This is a genomic window from Robiginitomaculum antarcticum DSM 21748 (assembly GCF_000365025.1).
Taxonomy (GTDB): Bacteria; Pseudomonadota; Alphaproteobacteria; order Caulobacterales; family Maricaulaceae; genus Robiginitomaculum; species Robiginitomaculum antarcticum.
The window spans coordinates 1015508-1032607 of sequence record NZ_KB823011.1 but is presented as its reverse complement, the minus strand read 5'-3'; the positions used below and the strand labels follow the sequence as shown (position 1 = coordinate 1032607).

Below are 17100 nucleotides of genomic sequence, written 5' to 3'. Positions count from 1 at the left end.
CAATCCAGAAGCGTTGCGAATCAACGGGCTGGGCGGTCGCGGCATGCAAATGTCGAGGAAAGTCCGGGCTCCATTGTGACAGGATGCCGGGTAACGCCCGGCGGTTGATTGGCGAAAGCTAATCTTCAAGGGAAAGTGCCACAGAAAGTAAACTACCTGCCGGCGCTTCGGCGCGGGTATGGAAAAGGTGAAAGGGTGCGGTAAGAGCGCACCGCATCTGTGGCAACACAGATGGCATGGCAAACCCCATCCGGAGCAAATTCAAATAGGGGCAGCTATAGGGGTCACATCCTCTGCCCGGGTTGAATGCTAGACCCCGTCTGTAAAGTCGGGGCCAGATGAATGATCGCTGCTCTTTTCAAAGAGTACAGAACCCGGCTTATAGGCCCGTTGATTCACTTCATTATTACGGTACGGGCGAAATGCCGTGATTATTTACATGGATATGTGAGTGCCGGACCAGGTTGATTTAAAAGCCGTATCTGGATAAATATTGTAACGCCAATGATCGGCACTTAAACGCATTTCAGCTTATCATTGGGTTAAGTAGGACGTAAAATGACGCTACACATAATTAAATCCAAGTCGCGCGGCATGGCTGATCACGGATGGCTGCGATCACGCCATACGTTTTCATTTGCGGACTACCATAACCCGCACATGATGCAGTTCGAAAGCCTGCGGGTTATCAATGAAGACATTGTCTCCGGCGGGAGCGGATTTCCAACCCACAGCCATAAAGACGCCGAAATATTCTCATACATAATTGACGGACAGCTTGAGCATAAAGACACATTAGGCAATGGCTCGGTCGTGGGAGCCGGAGGCGTTCAATATATGGCGGCAGGCACAGGCGTATCGCATAGCGAGTTTAATCCTGATGACGAAAATGCCGTTCATTTTTTACAGATTTGGCTGTTGCCGAACCGCACCGGCGCGCCGCCGCGCTATGAGACCCTGCAGCTTGATGATAGCCTCCGCCGTGGCCGGTTGCAGCTATTTCTGTCCGGTGACGGTCGTGCCGGCTCCATGAAGATGAACCAGGACGTAAGTATATATTCCGCACTTCTGGACGGCGATGAAACAGTAAAATTTGAAGTGACCCAAGGGCGTAGTGGCTGGGTACAGATTGTCAAAGGGCAAGCCGCTATAAATGGACATTCGTTATCCGCTGGAGACGCCTGCGCTTTGACCGACGGGGCCCTTGAAATAACACATGGGCGTGGCTGTGAGTTTATTCTCTTTGATCTGGCAGCCCTGCACTAATTATTAGGAATCATAAGGTTTAGGACGCGGTTTCTAATATTGCTGCCTATATTGCTTTCATGAACCAAAGGGCATGTGCCCGTAATAAGAATTCAGGAGGCCATCATGGCGACCAAAAAGACAAAAACATCAGCGCCCAAAAAAGCTGTAAATACCGTGGAAACAGAAGCCCGTAACGTTGGCACAATGTTGCGTAAAAGCGCGCTGGCCTATGTCGGCCTTTATGTTGCAGCTTATGACCGCGTAAAACCGATCGTAGCTAATACGGGTGAAAAAGCCGAAAAGTTTTTCGGTGAACTGGTTGAAAAAGGCGAAATTGTCGAAGCTCAAGCTGCCGATGTCGCCGTAACAGCTAAAACCCGCGCCTTCGCAATGGCTGCAAAAGCCCGTCAAGCCATGCCTGTCATTGCTAATGACCGCGTCGAAGAGCTGGAAAATGAAATTGCAAAATTGAATAAAAAAGTAGCTGCAAAAGCAAAATCTGCAACGCAGGCGAAAAAAGTGAAGACGCAAAAAACGACGGCTAAAAAAGCCGCTTAAGCGATACCAATTTTTAGAAGCGAAGCGGCATTCGGGTCTCCGGTGCCGCTTTTCTTTTGCCTCAACTGTTATTTGCGGTAACATGTCGAGAAACTTAGCTTTTGAGAGAGCAATATGGCGCGTAAACCCAGTGACATCAGCAACACAGCTTCGCAAACAACGACGGCGGTAAATTCGCTGGTAGGCGTGAGGCGATCCGATTTTGTCAAATCTCTGGGCGTTTTAGTAAAAACAGCCGCGGCGCAGCCTATCCCATTTGCAAAACATGTCGGCGCTTATGCCAAAGAGCTGGTCGATATTACGAAGGGCACATCGGACCTTGCGCCGGATCCGCGCGACCGCAGGTTTAAAGACCCGACTTGGACCTATAATCCGATCTACAAGCGCGGCTTGCAAAGCTGGATGGCCATGCGTCGCGAGCTAAAGGGTTGGATCGAGGACGCGCGCATTTCGACGCCGGATAAAGCGCGCGCAAATTATGTTCTTGATATTATGGCGGACACACTGGCCCCGACTAATACACTGCTCGGCAACCCTGCCGCTATGAAGCGGTTTTATGAGAGCGGCGGTCAATCCGTATTGAAGGGGCTGAAAAATGCCTATGACGATCTACGCAATAATGGCGGCATGCCGTCAATGGTCGACAAGCGCCCGTTTAAGATCGGCGAAAATATAGCCATATCCAAAGGCGCGGTTGTCTATAAAGATGAGATGATCGAGCTTTTGCAATATGAGCCGTCTACGCCCGAAGTTCGTAAAATTCCGATCATTATTGTGCCGCCGCAAATCAATAAATTCTACGCTAACGATCTCTGCCCGGATAAATCCATTATTCGGTTTCTCACCGCATGCGGCTATCAGGTATTTGCCGTCTCGTGGCGCAATCCCGGCCGGCAGCACTGTCATTGGGGCCTGGAAGCTTATGTCAGGGAATTGATAGAAGCCGTCGGCGTGACGAAGAAGATTACGCGTTCTTCGCGTGTTAATGTCATCGGCGCTTGCTCCGGCGGTACGACGATGGCGCTGCTGCTCAATGAACTTGCGGCGCGCGGTGATGACAGCGTCAATTGTTACAGCTTGTTTGTCTCCGTGTTGGACGGAAAAAAATCAGACAGTGAAGTGGGTCTATTCGTAACGGACGCCGCAATCGAAGCGTCCCGCGCCCACAGTAAACGCAAGGGCGTTTTGGACGGGGATGAGCTGGGCCGCATGTTTGCATGGATGCGGCCAAATGATCTCATCTGGAATTATGTCGTCAATAATTACCTTTTGGGTAACGATCCGCCGCCATATGACGTTTTGTTCTGGAATGCCGATACGACCAATCTTCCGGCGCAACTCCATTCTGATTATCTGGATATTTTTAAAGAACGCAGCTTCCGGCCTGACCGGACGACTGAATTCATGGGTCATATGGTCGATCTATCCAATGTCACACAAGACGGGTTTATGGTAGCGGGCGTGACCGATCATATTACGCCGTGGATGGCCTGTTATCGCAATATCCGCCTCCTTGGCGGCGAGATTGACTTTGTGCTGTCCAATAGCGGACATATCCAATCGCTGCTTAATCCGCCCGGAAACCCTAAAGCGCGATATTTCAGCAATGCCGATCATCCACCCAAAGCAACTGACTGGCTCAAAGGCGCCCAAACTCATGATGAGAGTTGGTGGCTGAGGTGGGATAAATGGTTGTCAGAACGGTCCGGAGAGATGAAAGCTGCGCCGAAATCATTGGGAAACAAGGCCCATCCGCCTATCAGTCAAGCGCCGGGTGAATATGTTTTTACTTAGCTGTTGATAACAGAGCGGGTCTTTACTTCGAATGCGAAGCGACCCACCTAAAATATATACGCGGTTGGGGGGTCGCTTATTGGGTTGCATAATTTTCTATGCAGCCTCCACATAAGGAGTTTTCGGTGAGCGATTTTCACCCCAATCTGCCAAAGATCTTTTTTAGTAAAGTTGGCAATCAAAAGCTTCGCACCGCCATATGGTCGGGTGCTGATAAAGGGCGTGGCAAACGCACGCCGCTTTTATTTTTTAACGGCATAGGCGCTAACCTTGAAATAGCGCAGGTTTTTGCCGACACATTTTCCGGTCGCGATATCATAACATTCGATATGCCCGGCGTCGGCGGCTCGCCTGATCCGACAGTGCCTTACCGTCCGTGGTGGGTCGCTAAGGCGGCGAAGCAAATTCTGCAGGAAAACGACTATCACAAAGTCGATGTACTGGGAGTCTCGTGGGGAGGCGGCCCTGCGCAGCAATTTGCGTGGCAAAATAAAGATATGACCGGCCGCCTTGTGCTTTGCGCGACGACAACTGGCTTTACAATGGTTCCCGGCAATCCCAAGGCGCTGTCTAAGATGATGTCGCCAAAACGATATATTGACCGTGATTTCCTCGCCAAAAACTTTGAGACGCTTTACGGCGACGCGGCCAATGGGGGCGTCGATGCGTTCTCGATCAATATGGTGCCGCCGAGTATTAAAGGTTATCTGTTCCAATTGTCGGCTATGATCGGCTGGTCCAGTATCCCTTTTATTCGGCGTATTAAGGCGAAAACGCTCGTGATTATGGGGAGTAATGATCATATTGTTCCTGTTGTTAACGGTAAGATACTTAACACACTTATCCGCCGCTCTCGCCTGAAAGTTATTGACGGAGCAGGGCATTTGTTCCTGCTGACCCGGCGGGCCGAGACGGTCGCGCATATTCGCGACTTTTTCGGAGAGCCGGCTGTGCCAATGCCCGATGTTGAACTGGAACGCGTCCCGTCCGTAAAGGCATCTATCGCGGCGGCGTAATATCTGTTAGGAAATTCTATGGCAAAAAAAAGCGAAAAATCCGGATCTGAAAAACGCAGCACAAGTGATACGGCCCGCCGTATCTGGCTAGCGGGGATAGGCGCATATGGCCGGGCTTTCACGGAAGCGCAAGGCGCGATCAAAGATGTGACGGGAAAATCCAGCGCTGTTTTTGACGAACTTGTCCAGAAAGGTCAAGTGTTTGAAGCCGTCGGTAAGGCCAAGGGTAAGGAAATTGTTTCAAAAGCCCAGGTGCCTGACATTGATATTGACTCTCGCATCAAATCCATGCGCGAAAAGATCAAAGAGGCAGGGTCAAAATCGTCCGATTGGGTCGAAGACCATGTTCCGGATTTTGGCCGCAAAGACAGCGCTAAAACGGATATAGAGTCGCGTTTGGACGTTATTGAGGCCAAACTGGATGCTGTCATGCGTGTGCTCAATGTTAAAGTCGCACCGAAGGTTGCCGCGAAAAAACGAGCCGTGAAAAAGCAGCCGGTTAAGAAGATTAAGACCCAAAGGACACCGGCAAAACCTGTCGTGTCGAAGCCTGCGGCAAAGAAGACTGCTGCTAAAAAGCCGCCGACAAAAAAACCGCCAGCTAAGAAGGCGGCAGTAAAGAAGCCGACCACGAAGAAACCCGCCGCTAAAAAAACCACATCGAAAAAGTCCAAAAAGGCTTAAGACGTAATGGCCCGCCGTCCCACGCGCGAGCTGATCTTGTCGACCGGATTGACCCTCTTTAATGAGGAAGGTCTGGCAGAAATCAGCAGTGTCGATATTGCCAGCGTGATGGGCATCAGCCCGGGCAATCTACATTACCACTTTCAGGGCAAACCGCTTATAATCGAGGAGCTTTACGCGCGCTTCGAAACTGAAATGCGTATGGTTCTGTGTGCGCCGCTTAACAATCCGCTCCAGCTCGAAGATAATTGGGTCTATCTTTATATCATATTTGAAGAGATATATGATTTTCGGTTTTTCTATCGTAATTTAGGCTGGGTTTTTGAAAAAGTACCGGAGCTTGCTCCGCAATTCTCCCGCCTGCTGTCTGCCAAGCAAAACGCTTTCGACAGCATGATTGCAACGCTGCTCGGCAGGAAATTTATCGAGATGTCGGACGCTGAAGCGGCGGCGCTTGCGGAACGCCTGACAATGCACTTTACATATTGGCTGGCGCATTGTGATCTGCGATATGCAGATATGCAGCCTAAAGCCTTGATTAACCGCGGTGTTTATTCTGCTCTTATACAGATTATTCCGTATTGGTCTGAAGATAAAGACGCTGCGCAGCGCCTCTTGTCTGAGTTTTTTGCCGCTCAAGGCTAAATCGCCAAGCCGTTTAATTTAACGAATATCATAAATAGAGGGACTTCCGCATTGCGGATTTGCGTAGTTGCTATGGATAAACCTATATTTATACCTAATTATCCCTTAATTTCCCATTGAATACCATAATATCCCATGATAGGCAGGTCTATAAGCGCGGGAGGGCTGCGCTTGCGGGGACGGTTAGTTTTGCATGTTTTTATCGACGGCCACGAATACGCTGGACGCTAAGGGGCGGTTATCTGTGCCCGCGGATTTTCGCGCCGTTGTCGGTGATGGAAACTTCGACGGCATTGTTGTTTGGCCCAGCTTTGACGGTGCCTATCTTGAGGGCGGCGGAATCGCGCTTTTACAGGATTATCAATCTTTACTCGAGACTATGGATCCTTATGATGAGGCGCGCATCGCATTTGAACGCGCTATATTTGCCGAAAGCCGCCGCTTGTCATTTGACGGGACAGGCCGGGTTACGCTGCCCAAAGATCTGGCGGAATATGCCGGACTTAACGGCCGCGCGACATTTATAGGGCTTGGCCGCCGATTTGAGATATGGTCTCCTGAAGCCTACCAATCCCACGCTGAAACAGCCCGCAAAATGGCGCGCGAGAACCGCCACCGTTTACGGCTTCAAGGGCGCAACTCCGGCCAAGTACAATGAGCGCCGCGCGGCCTCATTATCCGGTCATGCTGCCTGAGGTGATGCACGCCTTATCGCCAAAGTCAGGGGAGCTCTTCATAGACGGCACATTCGGTAATGGCGGCTATAGTCGCGCTATTTTGGAATGCGACGGCGCCTATGTCATTGCTATAGATCGCGATCCAAATGTCGCTGCAACGGTTGCCGCTATGAGCGAAGAGTTCGGCGAGCGCTTCACATTTTATAATGGAGCTTTTTCCGACATGAGCGAGGCGGCGCAGGGGCGCGCTGTTGACGGCATAGTCTTGGATATTGGCGTGTCATCAATGCAAATCGATCAGGCTATTCGCGGATTTTCGTTCCAAAAAGACGGACCTCTAGATATGCGTATGGCGCAAGACGGCCCCGACGCCGCCGACGCAATCGCCCATCTTTCCCATAGTGATCTTATTCAGATTTTCCGGGTGTATGGCGAAGAGCGCCGCGCTAAACGCTGCGCAGATTTTATCATGCGCGCGCGCGAAGAGGCCCCGATTACAACAACGGCTCAACTCGCGGATCTCATGGCCCAGGCCCTTGGTAAGAGCGGTAAAATCAATCCTGCAACGCGGGTGTTTCAGGCTTTGCGTATTTTTATCAATGACGAGCTGGGTGAGCTTTACCGCGCGCTTATCGCGGCCGAAGCACTTTTGACTCCGGGCGGGCGCTTGGTTGTCGTGTCCTTTCATTCGCTTGAAGACCGTATTGTGAAAAGCTTCCTTCGTCGCCGCGCAGGCGAGACGCAAGGGCAGTCACGCTATATGCCGGAAAGCGCTGATACATCGCCCGCGCCCTCCTTCATATTGCCGCACCGCTCTGCGCTGACGGCGTCTAAGTCGGAACTATCCGAGAATGTTCGATCTCGCTCGGCCAAATTGCGCAGCGCCGTGCGGACTGATGCGCCGGAATGGCCAACGGAAGGCGAGACCTTACTGCCCCGCGCGCCGTCATTGGCCATGTTAGGGAAGGTGGCGTGATGCGGCGGATCGGCTTTGCACTCCTGATTTTAATCGGCTTCGGACTTGTTGCAGCGCTATATATAACCAAGACCGAGGCGAAAAGCGTGGGCAAAGATATGGAGCGGCTGCAATCAGACCTCCAGGCTGAAATTTACGCAATACGTGTTTTAGAGGCCGAGATTGCGTATTTGCAAAATCCCGCGCGCTTGTCGGATCTGTCTAGAACCTATCTGGAGCTTCGCCCCACTAAGGCTGATCAAATGATTACGCTGGACGACCTCGTTGTCCGCGTCCCTGTTAAAGCGCAGGTGACAAAATGAACGATTCAAAGAATAACGCCCGCATGGCGCGGGGGCTTTCAGAATTTATTCCCGCGCGACAATTAGTGGTGGAGGATCTGGAGTTTAAAGCCGTAAGAGAAGGTCGCACGCGCATTATCATAGGTGTGCTTGTGTTTTTCGGTGTCTTTCTGATTATTCTGGGCCGTCTGGCGGAGGTTGCGGTCTGGCATGACGCACCACCGCCTTATGATAGCGTTCAGGCCGATATAAAAACCCGGGCTGATATATTGGATCGTAACGGCGTTTTGCTGGCCACAACGCTGGAAACTTTCTCGCTGCACGCTAATTCTAAATTGGTGAGTGATGCGGATCACACCGCAGAGCTTATCGTCACTGTGTTGCCTTATCTAAATTACGACAAAGTGTATAAGCGTCTGACTTCCGGCAAAGACTTTGTATGGATTAAGCGCAATCTGACACCCAAAGAGCGGCAAGCTGTTTTCGAGCTTGGGCAGCCGGGTTTATTTTTTAGAGTCGAGCCGCGCCGCGTTTACCCCTCCGGACGGACCGCGGCCCATGTATTGGGATGGACGGATGTCGACATGAACGGCGCAGCGGGCGCCGAACGCGCATTTGAAACCGAGCTGATGGAAAAGCCTGGCAGTCCTAAAAAGCTTTCGATAGATATTCGGTTTCAAAATGTTCTAACTGAAGAGCTGCAATGGGGGATGGGCAGGTTCAAAGCTAGCGGCGCTGCGGGCGTTATTCTTGATGTGCAGAGCGGCGAAATTTTGTCGTTAGTTAGCCTGCCGGATTTTGATCCGAACAGTTACGCCGCAGCATCGCCACAAACAAAGTTTAATCGTGCCACAATGGGAACGTATGAGCTGGGTTCGACTTTCAAACCCCTGACTATGGCGCTGGCGCTGGAAACCGGCGCGGATCCGAATACGCTTATGCCCGTCCAAAACCCGCTCGTTATCCGCCGAAAATCTATTCGTGATGATCATAAAAGCTCAACTCCACTGGCCATGTTTAAAATCCTCTCTGATAGTTCTAATCGCGGGACGGCGATGTATGCGCTAAATGCAGGCGATGTGGCGCAGCAGGATTTTTTGCGTAAATTTGGCCTGTTTGACCGTGTTCCGATTGAGCTTGCCGAAAGCGCCGCCCCGCAATTACCACGCGAATGGCAGGATCTGACAACGGCCACAGTCTCTTTTGGTCACGGCATAGCGGTCAGCCCACTGGCGCTGGCAACGGCTCTATCTGCACTGCTTAATGGCGGCGAGCTTATTGTTCCAACTTTGCAATATCGCAGCGTCGGACAGGTTCAGCCCCGTAGCCGCGTTATCAAACCGGAGACGTCGGACATGATGCGCGATATGATGCGCTATGTGGTGACAGATGGCACAGGCCGCAATGCTGATGTGCCAGGTTTCGGCCTGATGGGTAAAACCGGCACTGCGGAAAAGCCCGGGCGCGGCGGATATCAAGAGCGTAAATTAGTGACGTCATTTGTCGCGGCGTTCCCGCATAGCCAGCCCAAATATCTTATTTTTGTCACCTATGACGAACCCAAAGCTGCGCCCGGCACTTATGGATATGCGACAGCAGGCTGGAACGCTGCGCCGACTGCGGGGCAAGTGGCCGAGCGTGTTATTACGCTGACTGGAATGCCGCCCGAACGCCAGCTTGCTGAGTTGCTGCCCACTACAACAGGAGGGCAAAGATGAAGCTCTCCATGCTTATCGCGACATTGCCTTTGCCGGACGGAGCCAAAGACGTCGAAATCACCTCACTTACGGCAGATAGCCGGGCCGTAAAGCCCGGCGCGCTATTTGCGGCGCTAAAAGGTGTGAGCGCGGATGGATGGGATTATGTCGGCCAGGCGATTGAAAACGGCGCCGTTGCTATACTGTCGCGCCCCGGATTGACAGAGACGCGCGTTCCCGTAATTGAAACCGAAAACGCGCGCGAAACATATGCCTATTTGGCAGCGCGGCTTTATGCAGGGCAGCCCGAAACCTTGGTGGCGGTCACGGGCACGAACGGTAAAAGCTCAACCGTTGAATTTTTACGCCAAATCTGGAGCGAAGCAGGATTAAACGCCGCCTGTTTCGGGACGCTGGGCATCGCGACACAGAAGGGCGTAACCCCGCTTTCGCATACCACGCCCGATGCTGCGGCGCTGCAAATGACATTGCGCGATTTAAAAGACTCCGGCGTCACCTATGCCGCCATGGAGGCCAGCTCCCACGGTCTGAAACAATACCGCCTTGATGGCGCGCGCCTGTCAGCGGTGGCTTTTACAAATCTTACGCAGGATCATTTTGATTACCATCCGAATGTTGAAGACTATTTTATGTCCAAAGCGAGGCTGTTCAAATCGCTCGCACCGCAGGGCATTCCCGCGATTATCAATGTTGATAGCGAATACGGGCAGCGCATGGCGAAGCTCGCGGGTGAAGCTGGACTGAAGGTTATAACAACTGGATGGAACGGTGATGATCTGCGTATTGCCGAAGTCACCCCGCGCAGCGCGAGCCAAAGTCTTTTGCTCATCCATAAGGGCGTGCGCCATACAATCGAGCTTCCGCTTGCCGGAGAGTTTCAAGTTTTAAACGCGGTAAGCGCCGCGGGTTTGGCCATGGCCACAGGGGTTAATTCTGATGCAGTCTTTTCAGCTCTGAGCCATTTAAAGGGTGTTAATGGCCGTATGGACAGGGCGGGCGTGACCAAGACCGGAGCGCCTGTTTTTGTTGATTTTGCCCATACGCCCGACGGGCTTGAAAAGCTGTTACGCGGCGTACGTCCACACACGCAGGGCCGAATTGTCGTTGTCTTTGGATGTGGCGGGGATCGCGATCCGGGCAAGCGTCCAAAAATGGGCGCGATAGCGCATCACTATTCTGATATCCAAATTGTGACCGATGATAATCCACGCACGGAAGACGCCGCAAAAATCCGGAAAGCTGTCATGTCGGGCTGTCCGAACGCAATCGAAACCGGAGACCGCGAGGCCGCTATCTTGGCCGGACTTGATATGGTGCAGGCAGGCGACTGCCTCGTCATTGCGGGCAAAGGTCATGAGTCAGGCCAGATTGTCGGGACTCACATTATACCTTTTAAAGATGCTGATGTCGTTCGCCGCTTATTAAAGGCGCAGTCATGAGCGCGCTCTGGACATCACACGAGGCTGCGGCAGCCACAGGCGGTAAAATTACAGGGCCGTGGACTGTGTCCGGCCTGTCTATCGATACGCGTACAATTTGTGAGGGTGATCTCTTCGTGCCGTTGAAAGATGTGCGTGATGGTCATGATTTCATTCCTATGGCGCTTGAAAAAGGTGCAGCTGCTGTCATCAGCGAACGCGCGATTGCCGATGTGCCGGCGCTGCGTGTAAACGATGCCATACTGGCCTTACGCGATCTGGCCAGGGCCTCTCGGGAGCGCTGCTTGGCTAAACGCATTGCGGTAACGGGAAGCGTCGGAAAGACATCGGTTAAGGAAATGCTTGGTGCCGCGCTCGCTCCATCCGGCCCGACCCATAAATCGATCAAATCCTATAATAATCATTGGGGCGTCCCCCTGATGATGGCCGCCATGCCACGCGACACTCAATATGCAGTGCTTGAGGCGGGGATGAACCATGCCGGAGAGCTAAGTGATTTATCCGGTCTAATCGCGCCTGATATCGCAATCATCACCAAAATCGCGCCGGCGCATTTGGAGTTTTTCGAAAGTGTCGATCATATCGCTGCAGCGAAAGCGGAGATTTTTGACGGTATGGCGAAAGGCGGGGTAGCAATCCTGAACGCAGATGACAGCTATTTCGACTATCTGTCGAGTGAGGCGAAAGCCAAAGGCTTGACCGTTGTGGGGGTTCACGCTGCTGATTTTAAAGGGGGGCTAAAACTTTCCGGCGCGCATAACCGCATGAATGCTGCGCTGGTGATGGCGGCTGTGAAAGCTGCGAGCGGAGATAGAAAACAAGCGCGTGCCGTTTTATCAAAACTGACACCACCAGCCGGTCGTGGCGAACGGTTTACGGCAAATTTGGCCGGTCATAAATTTACAGTCATTGACGAGAGTTATAACGCCAATCCTGTTTCTGTAGCGGCAGCTATTTCAGCGGTTTCAGGTCAGGGCCGCAAGATCGCGGTCATCGGTGATATGTTAGAACTCGGAACGCAGAGCGTGCAGCTCCATGCCGGCTTAGCCAAAGCCTTGATTGATGCTGGCTTTAGTCAAGTCATCACTGTCGGACAGCATAGCCAGGCTTTGGCGGATGCGTTACCCGAAAAATACCACGCGACGCATCTGGCAGATAAATCAGGTGTTATTACGGCGCTAAAATCCATAATCAAAGACAATGATAGTGTACTGCTCAAAGCCTCGAATAGCGTGGGTCTGGGATCTGTCATCAAAGAACTTCGGGGAAAATAAATCATGCTTTATCACTTACTTTCAGAATTATCTGAACAATATCAGATGTTTAATTTATTTAATTATATTACATTCCGTGTTGGCGGTGCGGTGATGACCTCTATGCTGATTGCCTTTATTTTTGGCCCAAAGCTCATAGATGTGCTGCGCTCCAAGCAAGGTAAAGGCCAGCCCATTCGCCTTGACGGGCCTGAAGGCCATATTATTGCAAAGGCCGGAACGCCGACAATGGGCGGGCTTTTAATTCTTGTCAGCCTTGTTGTATCAACACTTCTATGGGGGGATTTGACCAATCCGTTTCTATGGGTCGTGATGTTGGTTACGGTTGGCTTTGGCGCGATCGGTTATGCTGATGACTATCTAAAAGTCTCGACACAAAATCCTCAAGGCTTGAACAGTAAAATCAAATTAATTCTCGAATTTTTAATCGCGGCGGCGGCGGTTTATGTCTGCGTACAGTCGACGCCGGCGGCGGATGGTTATCATACCGGTCTGGCTTTTCCTTTCCTCAAGGACTTTACCTTAAATTTGGGTATATTCTTCATTCCCTTTGGCTGTATTGTGATTGTCGGCGCGTCTAATGCTGTTAATTTAACGGACGGGCTGGACGGACTGGCGATCGTTCCGGTGATGATTGCGGCTGCCAGTTTTTCAGCCATAGCCTATCTGGTCGGCAACTCCGTATATTCGTCTTATCTGGGCATTCCTTATGTGCCGGGCACAGCGGAAATTGTCATCGTACTGGGCGCGCTTCTGGGCGCAGGCCTCGGTTTTCTTTGGTACAATGCTCCGCCCGCTATGGTCTTTATGGGTGATACGGGATCTCTGGCGCTTGGCGGCGCTTTGGGAAGCGCAGCCGTTGCCGTTAAGCACGAAATTGTGCTGGCCATCATTGGCGGCTTATTTGTGCTCGAAGCGGTCAGCGTGATCGTGCAGGTCGCCTCATTTAAGCTTACGGGAAAACGCGTGTTTCGTATGGCGCCGATCCACCATCATTTTGAGAAAAAAGGCTGGGCCGAGCCGACGATTGTGATCCGGTTTTGGATTATCGCTGTTATTTTGGCCTTAATTGGCCTGTCCACATTGAAGCTGCGCTAGGGGGATATTGTGATTGTCGCGCAAAGTTATAAAGGTCAGACCATTGCCGTTTTTGGGCTGGGCCGAACCGGCATTACTGCGGCGAAATCGCTATCCAAAGGCGGCGCGAAGGTTTTGGCTTGGGACGATATGGAGGCGAGCCGCGACGCTGCACAGGCTGACGGCCTAACGCTGTCGGATTTGAACGGGGCAGACTGGAGCGCAATTGACGCGCTCGTCCTGTCGCCCGGCATAGCCCATGATAAGCCCGCTCCGCATTGGACGGCGCAGCGCGCCCGCGAGAATAATATTCCAATTATTTGCGACATTGAAATATTCGCGAAAGAAATCGCCGCCCGCGCGCCGGAGCGCCGCCCTGTTATTATCGCGATTACCGGCACAAACGGTAAAAGTACGACGACGTCCCTGATCGGCCATATCCTCAATAGCTGTGGCCGTGACGCGCAAATCGGTGGCAATATTGGCCGCGGCGTTCTGGATTTGGAAGCTATGCATAGCGGGACGCATTATGTGTTGGAGCTATCATCATACCAGCTCGAGAGGACATATTCGCTGCGGGCCAACAGCGCCGTGTTTATCAATTTAACGCCGGATCATATTGAACGTCACGGCGATATGGCGGGCTACCGCGCTGCAAAAATGCGAATTTTCGACAATCAACAGACTGATGACATCGCGGTCGTCGGCGTTGATGATGAAAGCGGACAGCATCTGGCCACGGAGCTGATAGCGAAAAACGGACGCCGGATTATTCCAATTTCCGGAAGCCGCGCATTAGGCCGCGGAGTCTCCGTCATTAACGGTAAATTATATGCCTCTATCAACCGAACATCCGTTGAAATTTGCGATCTGCGTAAGGCGCGCGCGCTGGACGGGCAGCATAATTGGCAAAACGCAGCTGCTGCATTTGCAGCGGTGCAGGGGCTGGGCCTTGATCCAGAACAGATCGGCAAAGCGATATTGTCCTTTGGCGGTCTGGCGCACCGCATGGAACGCCTCGGCAAAGTGCTAAGCGTAAGCTATATAAATGATAGCAAAGCCACCAATGCTGAAGCCGCAAGACAGGCTCTTCGCGCCTATAGAAATATATATTGGATTGCCGGCGGTGTGGCGAAAGACGGCGGTATCGCGCCGTTGGCCACTGAGCTTGCCGGCGTCCGCAAAGCGTATTTGATTGGCGAGGCTGCGCCAGCATTTCGCAGCGTATTAAAAAAACAGAAAATTGCCCATAAAATCAGCGGCGATCTGCGCCGCGCCGTTTTATGCGCGACGCGCGATGCGCTATCTAGCGGCGATGATGACCCCGTTATTTTACTAAGTCCGGCCTGCGCCAGCTTTGACCAGTTCAAGAATTTTGAACTGCGCGGAGACGCATTTCGCAGCGAAGCCCAAGCCATAATTGATATGTTTGAAGCCGAAAAGGCAAAAGGTCACGCGGCATGATTTTGACGGCCCAACGCTCTAACCGCTCGTTTCTGCTCGAATGGTGGCGCAGTGTAGACCGCGTCCTGATAGGTATTTTCGCTACGCTCATCTTGGCCGGTTTAATTTTGTCACTGGCAGCCAGCCCTGCCGCTGCAGCGAAATTGGGCGGAACTGATCCCTTTTATTTCTTTACGCGTCATTTGTTTTTCGTCTTTGTCGGGATAAGCGGGGCGATGATATTGTCCATGTTCTCGCCGATGAATGCGCGGCGGCTGGCTGTGCTGGCTTTGCTGGGGGCGATTATTGTTATGTTTGCGCTTAATTTTATTGGCCACGAGGTCAAAGGCGCTACGCGTTGGGTCAAAATCGGGTCGTTTTCCCTACAGCCCAGTGAATTTGCCAAGCCCGGATTTATCGTCTTTGCCGCATGGATGTTTGCGCAGCGCAAAAAAGACATAACATTTCCCGGCATTGCAATCGTTTTTGGCGTTTACATCCTGCTTGTTTTAATGCTGCTCCGGCAGCCTGATTTCGGTCAGAGTTTCTTACTGACCCTATGCTTTGGCGCAATTTTCTTCTTCGCCGGTTTATCACTGGGTTGGATGCTGTTTCTGGGATGCGTGTCAATGGCAGGTGCAGTGGTTGCGTTTTTCGCTTTGCCACATGTGCAAGACCGTTTGATGCGGTTTTTAAATCCCGAGGGCAGTGATACTTACCAGACCGATAAAGCTCTGGAAGCGATCTCGAATGGCGGCATATTTGGCCGCGGTCCGGGCGAAGGGCGTGTCAAAGAGCAACTGCCAGACGCGCATACCGACTTTATCTTCGCCGTCGCCGTCGAGGAATTCGGCTTTCTCATCTCGCTTCTCTTGATTGCCCTGCTCGCGGCCCTCGTGATTCAAGCCTTTCGCAAAGCTTTGCGCCTGAACGACCATTTCGCGCAACTCGCCGTGGCGGGTTTGGCAACTATGATCGGGGTGCAGACTATCATCAATCTGGCCGTAAATCTGAATATGGTGCCGCCCAAAGGCATGACGCTGCCGTTTATCAGCTATGGCGGCTCATCCATGCTCGCGCTGTGCTTTTCAATGGGATTGATACTGGCGTTCACCCGTAAACGCGCGGGCGCTTATGGATATGGAGTCTATTAATGCGCGCCTTGCTTGCCGCCGGCGGGACAGGCGGACATATGTTCCCCGCGCAGGCACTGGCAGAGACGTTGAAAGCACAGGGCTGGGACATCGCCATGATGACCGATACGCGCGGTGAAAAACATGCCGGACGCATTCCGGCCGATCCGATCATCAGGGTGAGCGCAGCAACACTTTCCCCGCGCTTACCGCACAAAGTGCCGGGCGGGATATTGAAACTTCTACGCGGCGTGGGGCAGGCTAAGCGGTTTATTAAAAGCTGGAAACCCGATGTTGTCATTGGCTTTGGCGGCTACCCCGCCTTTCCAGCCATTCGCGCGGCGCAAGCGCTGGGCATTCCAACGATACTCCATGAACAAAATGCTGTCCTTGGGCGGGTCAACCGCGTTTTTGCCGCTAAGGCCGAATACGTCGCCTGCGGCTTTGACTGTCTGTTGCGCGCACCCGCAAAAGCCAAAATCAGGCCGATCGGTAATCCGATGCGCGACGCCGTATTGAGCGCCTCGAAACGTCCTTATACCCCGCCAGGAAAGACGGGACCGATTAACTTGCTTATTGTCGGCGGTAGTCTCGGCTCCACGATCATTTCAACCACGGTGCCCAAAGCCATTAGCGCTTTACCGGAGAGTTTGCGCGCGCGGCTGCATATTGTGCAGCAAACCCGCGCGGCTGATTTGGACGAGGCGACTAAGCTCTATAAAGCGGCAGGCGTTGACGCCCGGTGCGCGCCGTTCTTTGCTGATATTCAGACTTATCTCGCTAAAGCGCATTTTATTATTGCACGCGCAGGGGCCAGTTCAGTGAGCGAAATTGCATTGATGGGATTGCCATCATTGCTGGTTCCTTTGGCTATAGCGATGGACGATCATCAAACAGAAAATGCAAAAGCACTAAAAAACCTTGGTTGCGCCGACCTTTTGCCGGAATCGGAGTTTACCCCAGAGACTGTTAAAAATATCCTCTTGGATAAACTCTGTGATTCGACTTATCTCGAAACTGCATCCCGTGCAGCCCTTAATGCGGCCCGCCCCGACGCAACAGCCCGATTGGCCGACTTGGTCAAGGCTGTTGTCGGAGCCCCGTCCTAGGTCTGCGTCTCATCCGGCTCCGGCGAGA

The 17100-nt window shown here is 52.4% G+C and carries 16 protein-coding genes and 1 other RNA gene; all 17 read left to right on the top strand.

Features of this window, described 5'->3' with window-relative positions; genetic code table 11:
* Positions 1-20 precede the first annotated feature (20 nt).
* Positions 21-398, top strand: an RNA gene (gene rnpB, locus H142_RS16230) — RNase P RNA component class A.
* A gap of 160 nt (positions 399-558) precedes the next feature.
* Positions 559-1266, top strand: a complete 708-nt coding sequence (locus tag H142_RS0104920) for a pirin family protein (RefSeq protein ID WP_017930991.1) — start codon at positions 559-561, stop codon at positions 1264-1266.
* 105 nt (positions 1267-1371) lie between these two features.
* The gene (locus H142_RS0104915) at positions 1372-1806 is read left to right on the top strand and encodes a hypothetical protein (RefSeq protein ID WP_017930990.1); all 435 of its coding nucleotides are present in this window, start codon (positions 1372-1374) and stop codon (positions 1804-1806) included.
* Positions 1807-1920: 114 nt separating this feature from the next.
* Positions 1921-3600 (top strand): alpha/beta fold hydrolase, encoded by a 1680-nt coding sequence (locus H142_RS0104910; RefSeq protein WP_017930989.1) that lies wholly within the window; start codon positions 1921-1923, stop codon positions 3598-3600.
* Positions 3601-3725: 125 nt separating this feature from the next.
* Positions 3726-4616, top strand: coding sequence for an alpha/beta fold hydrolase (locus H142_RS0104905; RefSeq protein WP_169331805.1), 891 nt, complete (start codon positions 3726-3728; stop codon positions 4614-4616).
* Between the two features lie 18 nt (positions 4617-4634).
* Complete coding sequence (locus tag H142_RS16160; protein WP_017930987.1) at positions 4635-5300, top strand: phasin family protein; 666 nt, start codon at positions 4635-4637, stop codon at positions 5298-5300.
* 6 nt (positions 5301-5306) lie between these two features.
* Positions 5307-5945 carry a TetR/AcrR family transcriptional regulator gene (locus H142_RS14365; protein ID WP_017930986.1) on the top strand — a complete coding sequence of 213 codons (639 nt, stop codon included), beginning with the start codon at positions 5307-5309 and terminating at the stop codon, positions 5943-5945.
* Between the two features lie 193 nt (positions 5946-6138).
* Positions 6139-6603 (top strand): division/cell wall cluster transcriptional repressor MraZ, encoded by a 465-nt coding sequence (locus H142_RS0104890; protein WP_017930985.1) that lies wholly within the window; start codon positions 6139-6141, stop codon positions 6601-6603.
* Positions 6600-7598, top strand: coding sequence for a 16S rRNA (cytosine(1402)-N(4))-methyltransferase RsmH (rsmH, locus tag H142_RS0104885; RefSeq protein WP_017930984.1), 999 nt, complete (start codon positions 6600-6602; stop codon positions 7596-7598). Before H142_RS0104890 ends, rsmH begins: the two co-directional genes overlap by 4 nt.
* The gene (gene ftsL, locus H142_RS0104880) at positions 7598-7900 is read left to right on the top strand and encodes a cell division protein FtsL (protein ID WP_017930983.1); all 303 of its coding nucleotides are present in this window, start codon (positions 7598-7600) and stop codon (positions 7898-7900) included. Before rsmH ends, ftsL begins: the two co-directional genes overlap by 1 nt.
* Positions 7897-9597 (top strand): peptidoglycan D,D-transpeptidase FtsI family protein, encoded by a 1701-nt coding sequence (locus tag H142_RS14360; protein ID WP_017930982.1) that lies wholly within the window; start codon positions 7897-7899, stop codon positions 9595-9597. Before ftsL ends, H142_RS14360 begins: the two co-directional genes overlap by 4 nt.
* Entirely contained in the window at positions 9594-11036 is a 1443-nt protein-coding gene (locus tag H142_RS0104870; RefSeq protein ID WP_017930981.1) for a UDP-N-acetylmuramoyl-L-alanyl-D-glutamate--2,6-diaminopimelate ligase, read from the top strand. The genes H142_RS14360 and H142_RS0104870 overlap by 4 nt, the downstream gene beginning before the upstream one ends.
* Positions 11033-12310 carry a UDP-N-acetylmuramoyl-tripeptide--D-alanyl-D-alanine ligase gene (locus tag H142_RS0104865; RefSeq protein WP_017930980.1) on the top strand — a complete coding sequence of 426 codons (1278 nt, stop codon included), beginning with the start codon at positions 11033-11035 and terminating at the stop codon, positions 12308-12310. The genes H142_RS0104870 and H142_RS0104865 overlap by 4 nt, the downstream gene beginning before the upstream one ends.
* Positions 12311-12313: 3 nt before the next feature.
* Positions 12314-13408: a phospho-N-acetylmuramoyl-pentapeptide-transferase gene (gene mraY / locus H142_RS0104860; RefSeq protein ID WP_017930979.1), complete on the top strand. Its 1095-nt coding sequence runs from the start codon at positions 12314-12316 to the stop codon at positions 13406-13408.
* Positions 13409-13417: 9 nt separating this feature from the next.
* The gene (murD, locus tag H142_RS0104855; protein ID WP_017930978.1) at positions 13418-14851 is read left to right on the top strand and encodes a UDP-N-acetylmuramoyl-L-alanine--D-glutamate ligase; all 1434 of its coding nucleotides are present in this window, start codon (positions 13418-13420) and stop codon (positions 14849-14851) included.
* The gene (ftsW, locus tag H142_RS0104850) at positions 14848-15984 is read left to right on the top strand and encodes a putative lipid II flippase FtsW (RefSeq protein WP_017930977.1); all 1137 of its coding nucleotides are present in this window, start codon (positions 14848-14850) and stop codon (positions 15982-15984) included. Before murD ends, ftsW begins: the two co-directional genes overlap by 4 nt.
* The gene (gene murG, locus H142_RS0104845; RefSeq protein WP_017930976.1) at positions 15984-17072 is read left to right on the top strand and encodes an undecaprenyldiphospho-muramoylpentapeptide beta-N-acetylglucosaminyltransferase; all 1089 of its coding nucleotides are present in this window, start codon (positions 15984-15986) and stop codon (positions 17070-17072) included. Before ftsW ends, murG begins: the two co-directional genes overlap by 1 nt.
* The last annotated feature ends 28 nt before the right edge of the window (positions 17073-17100 follow it).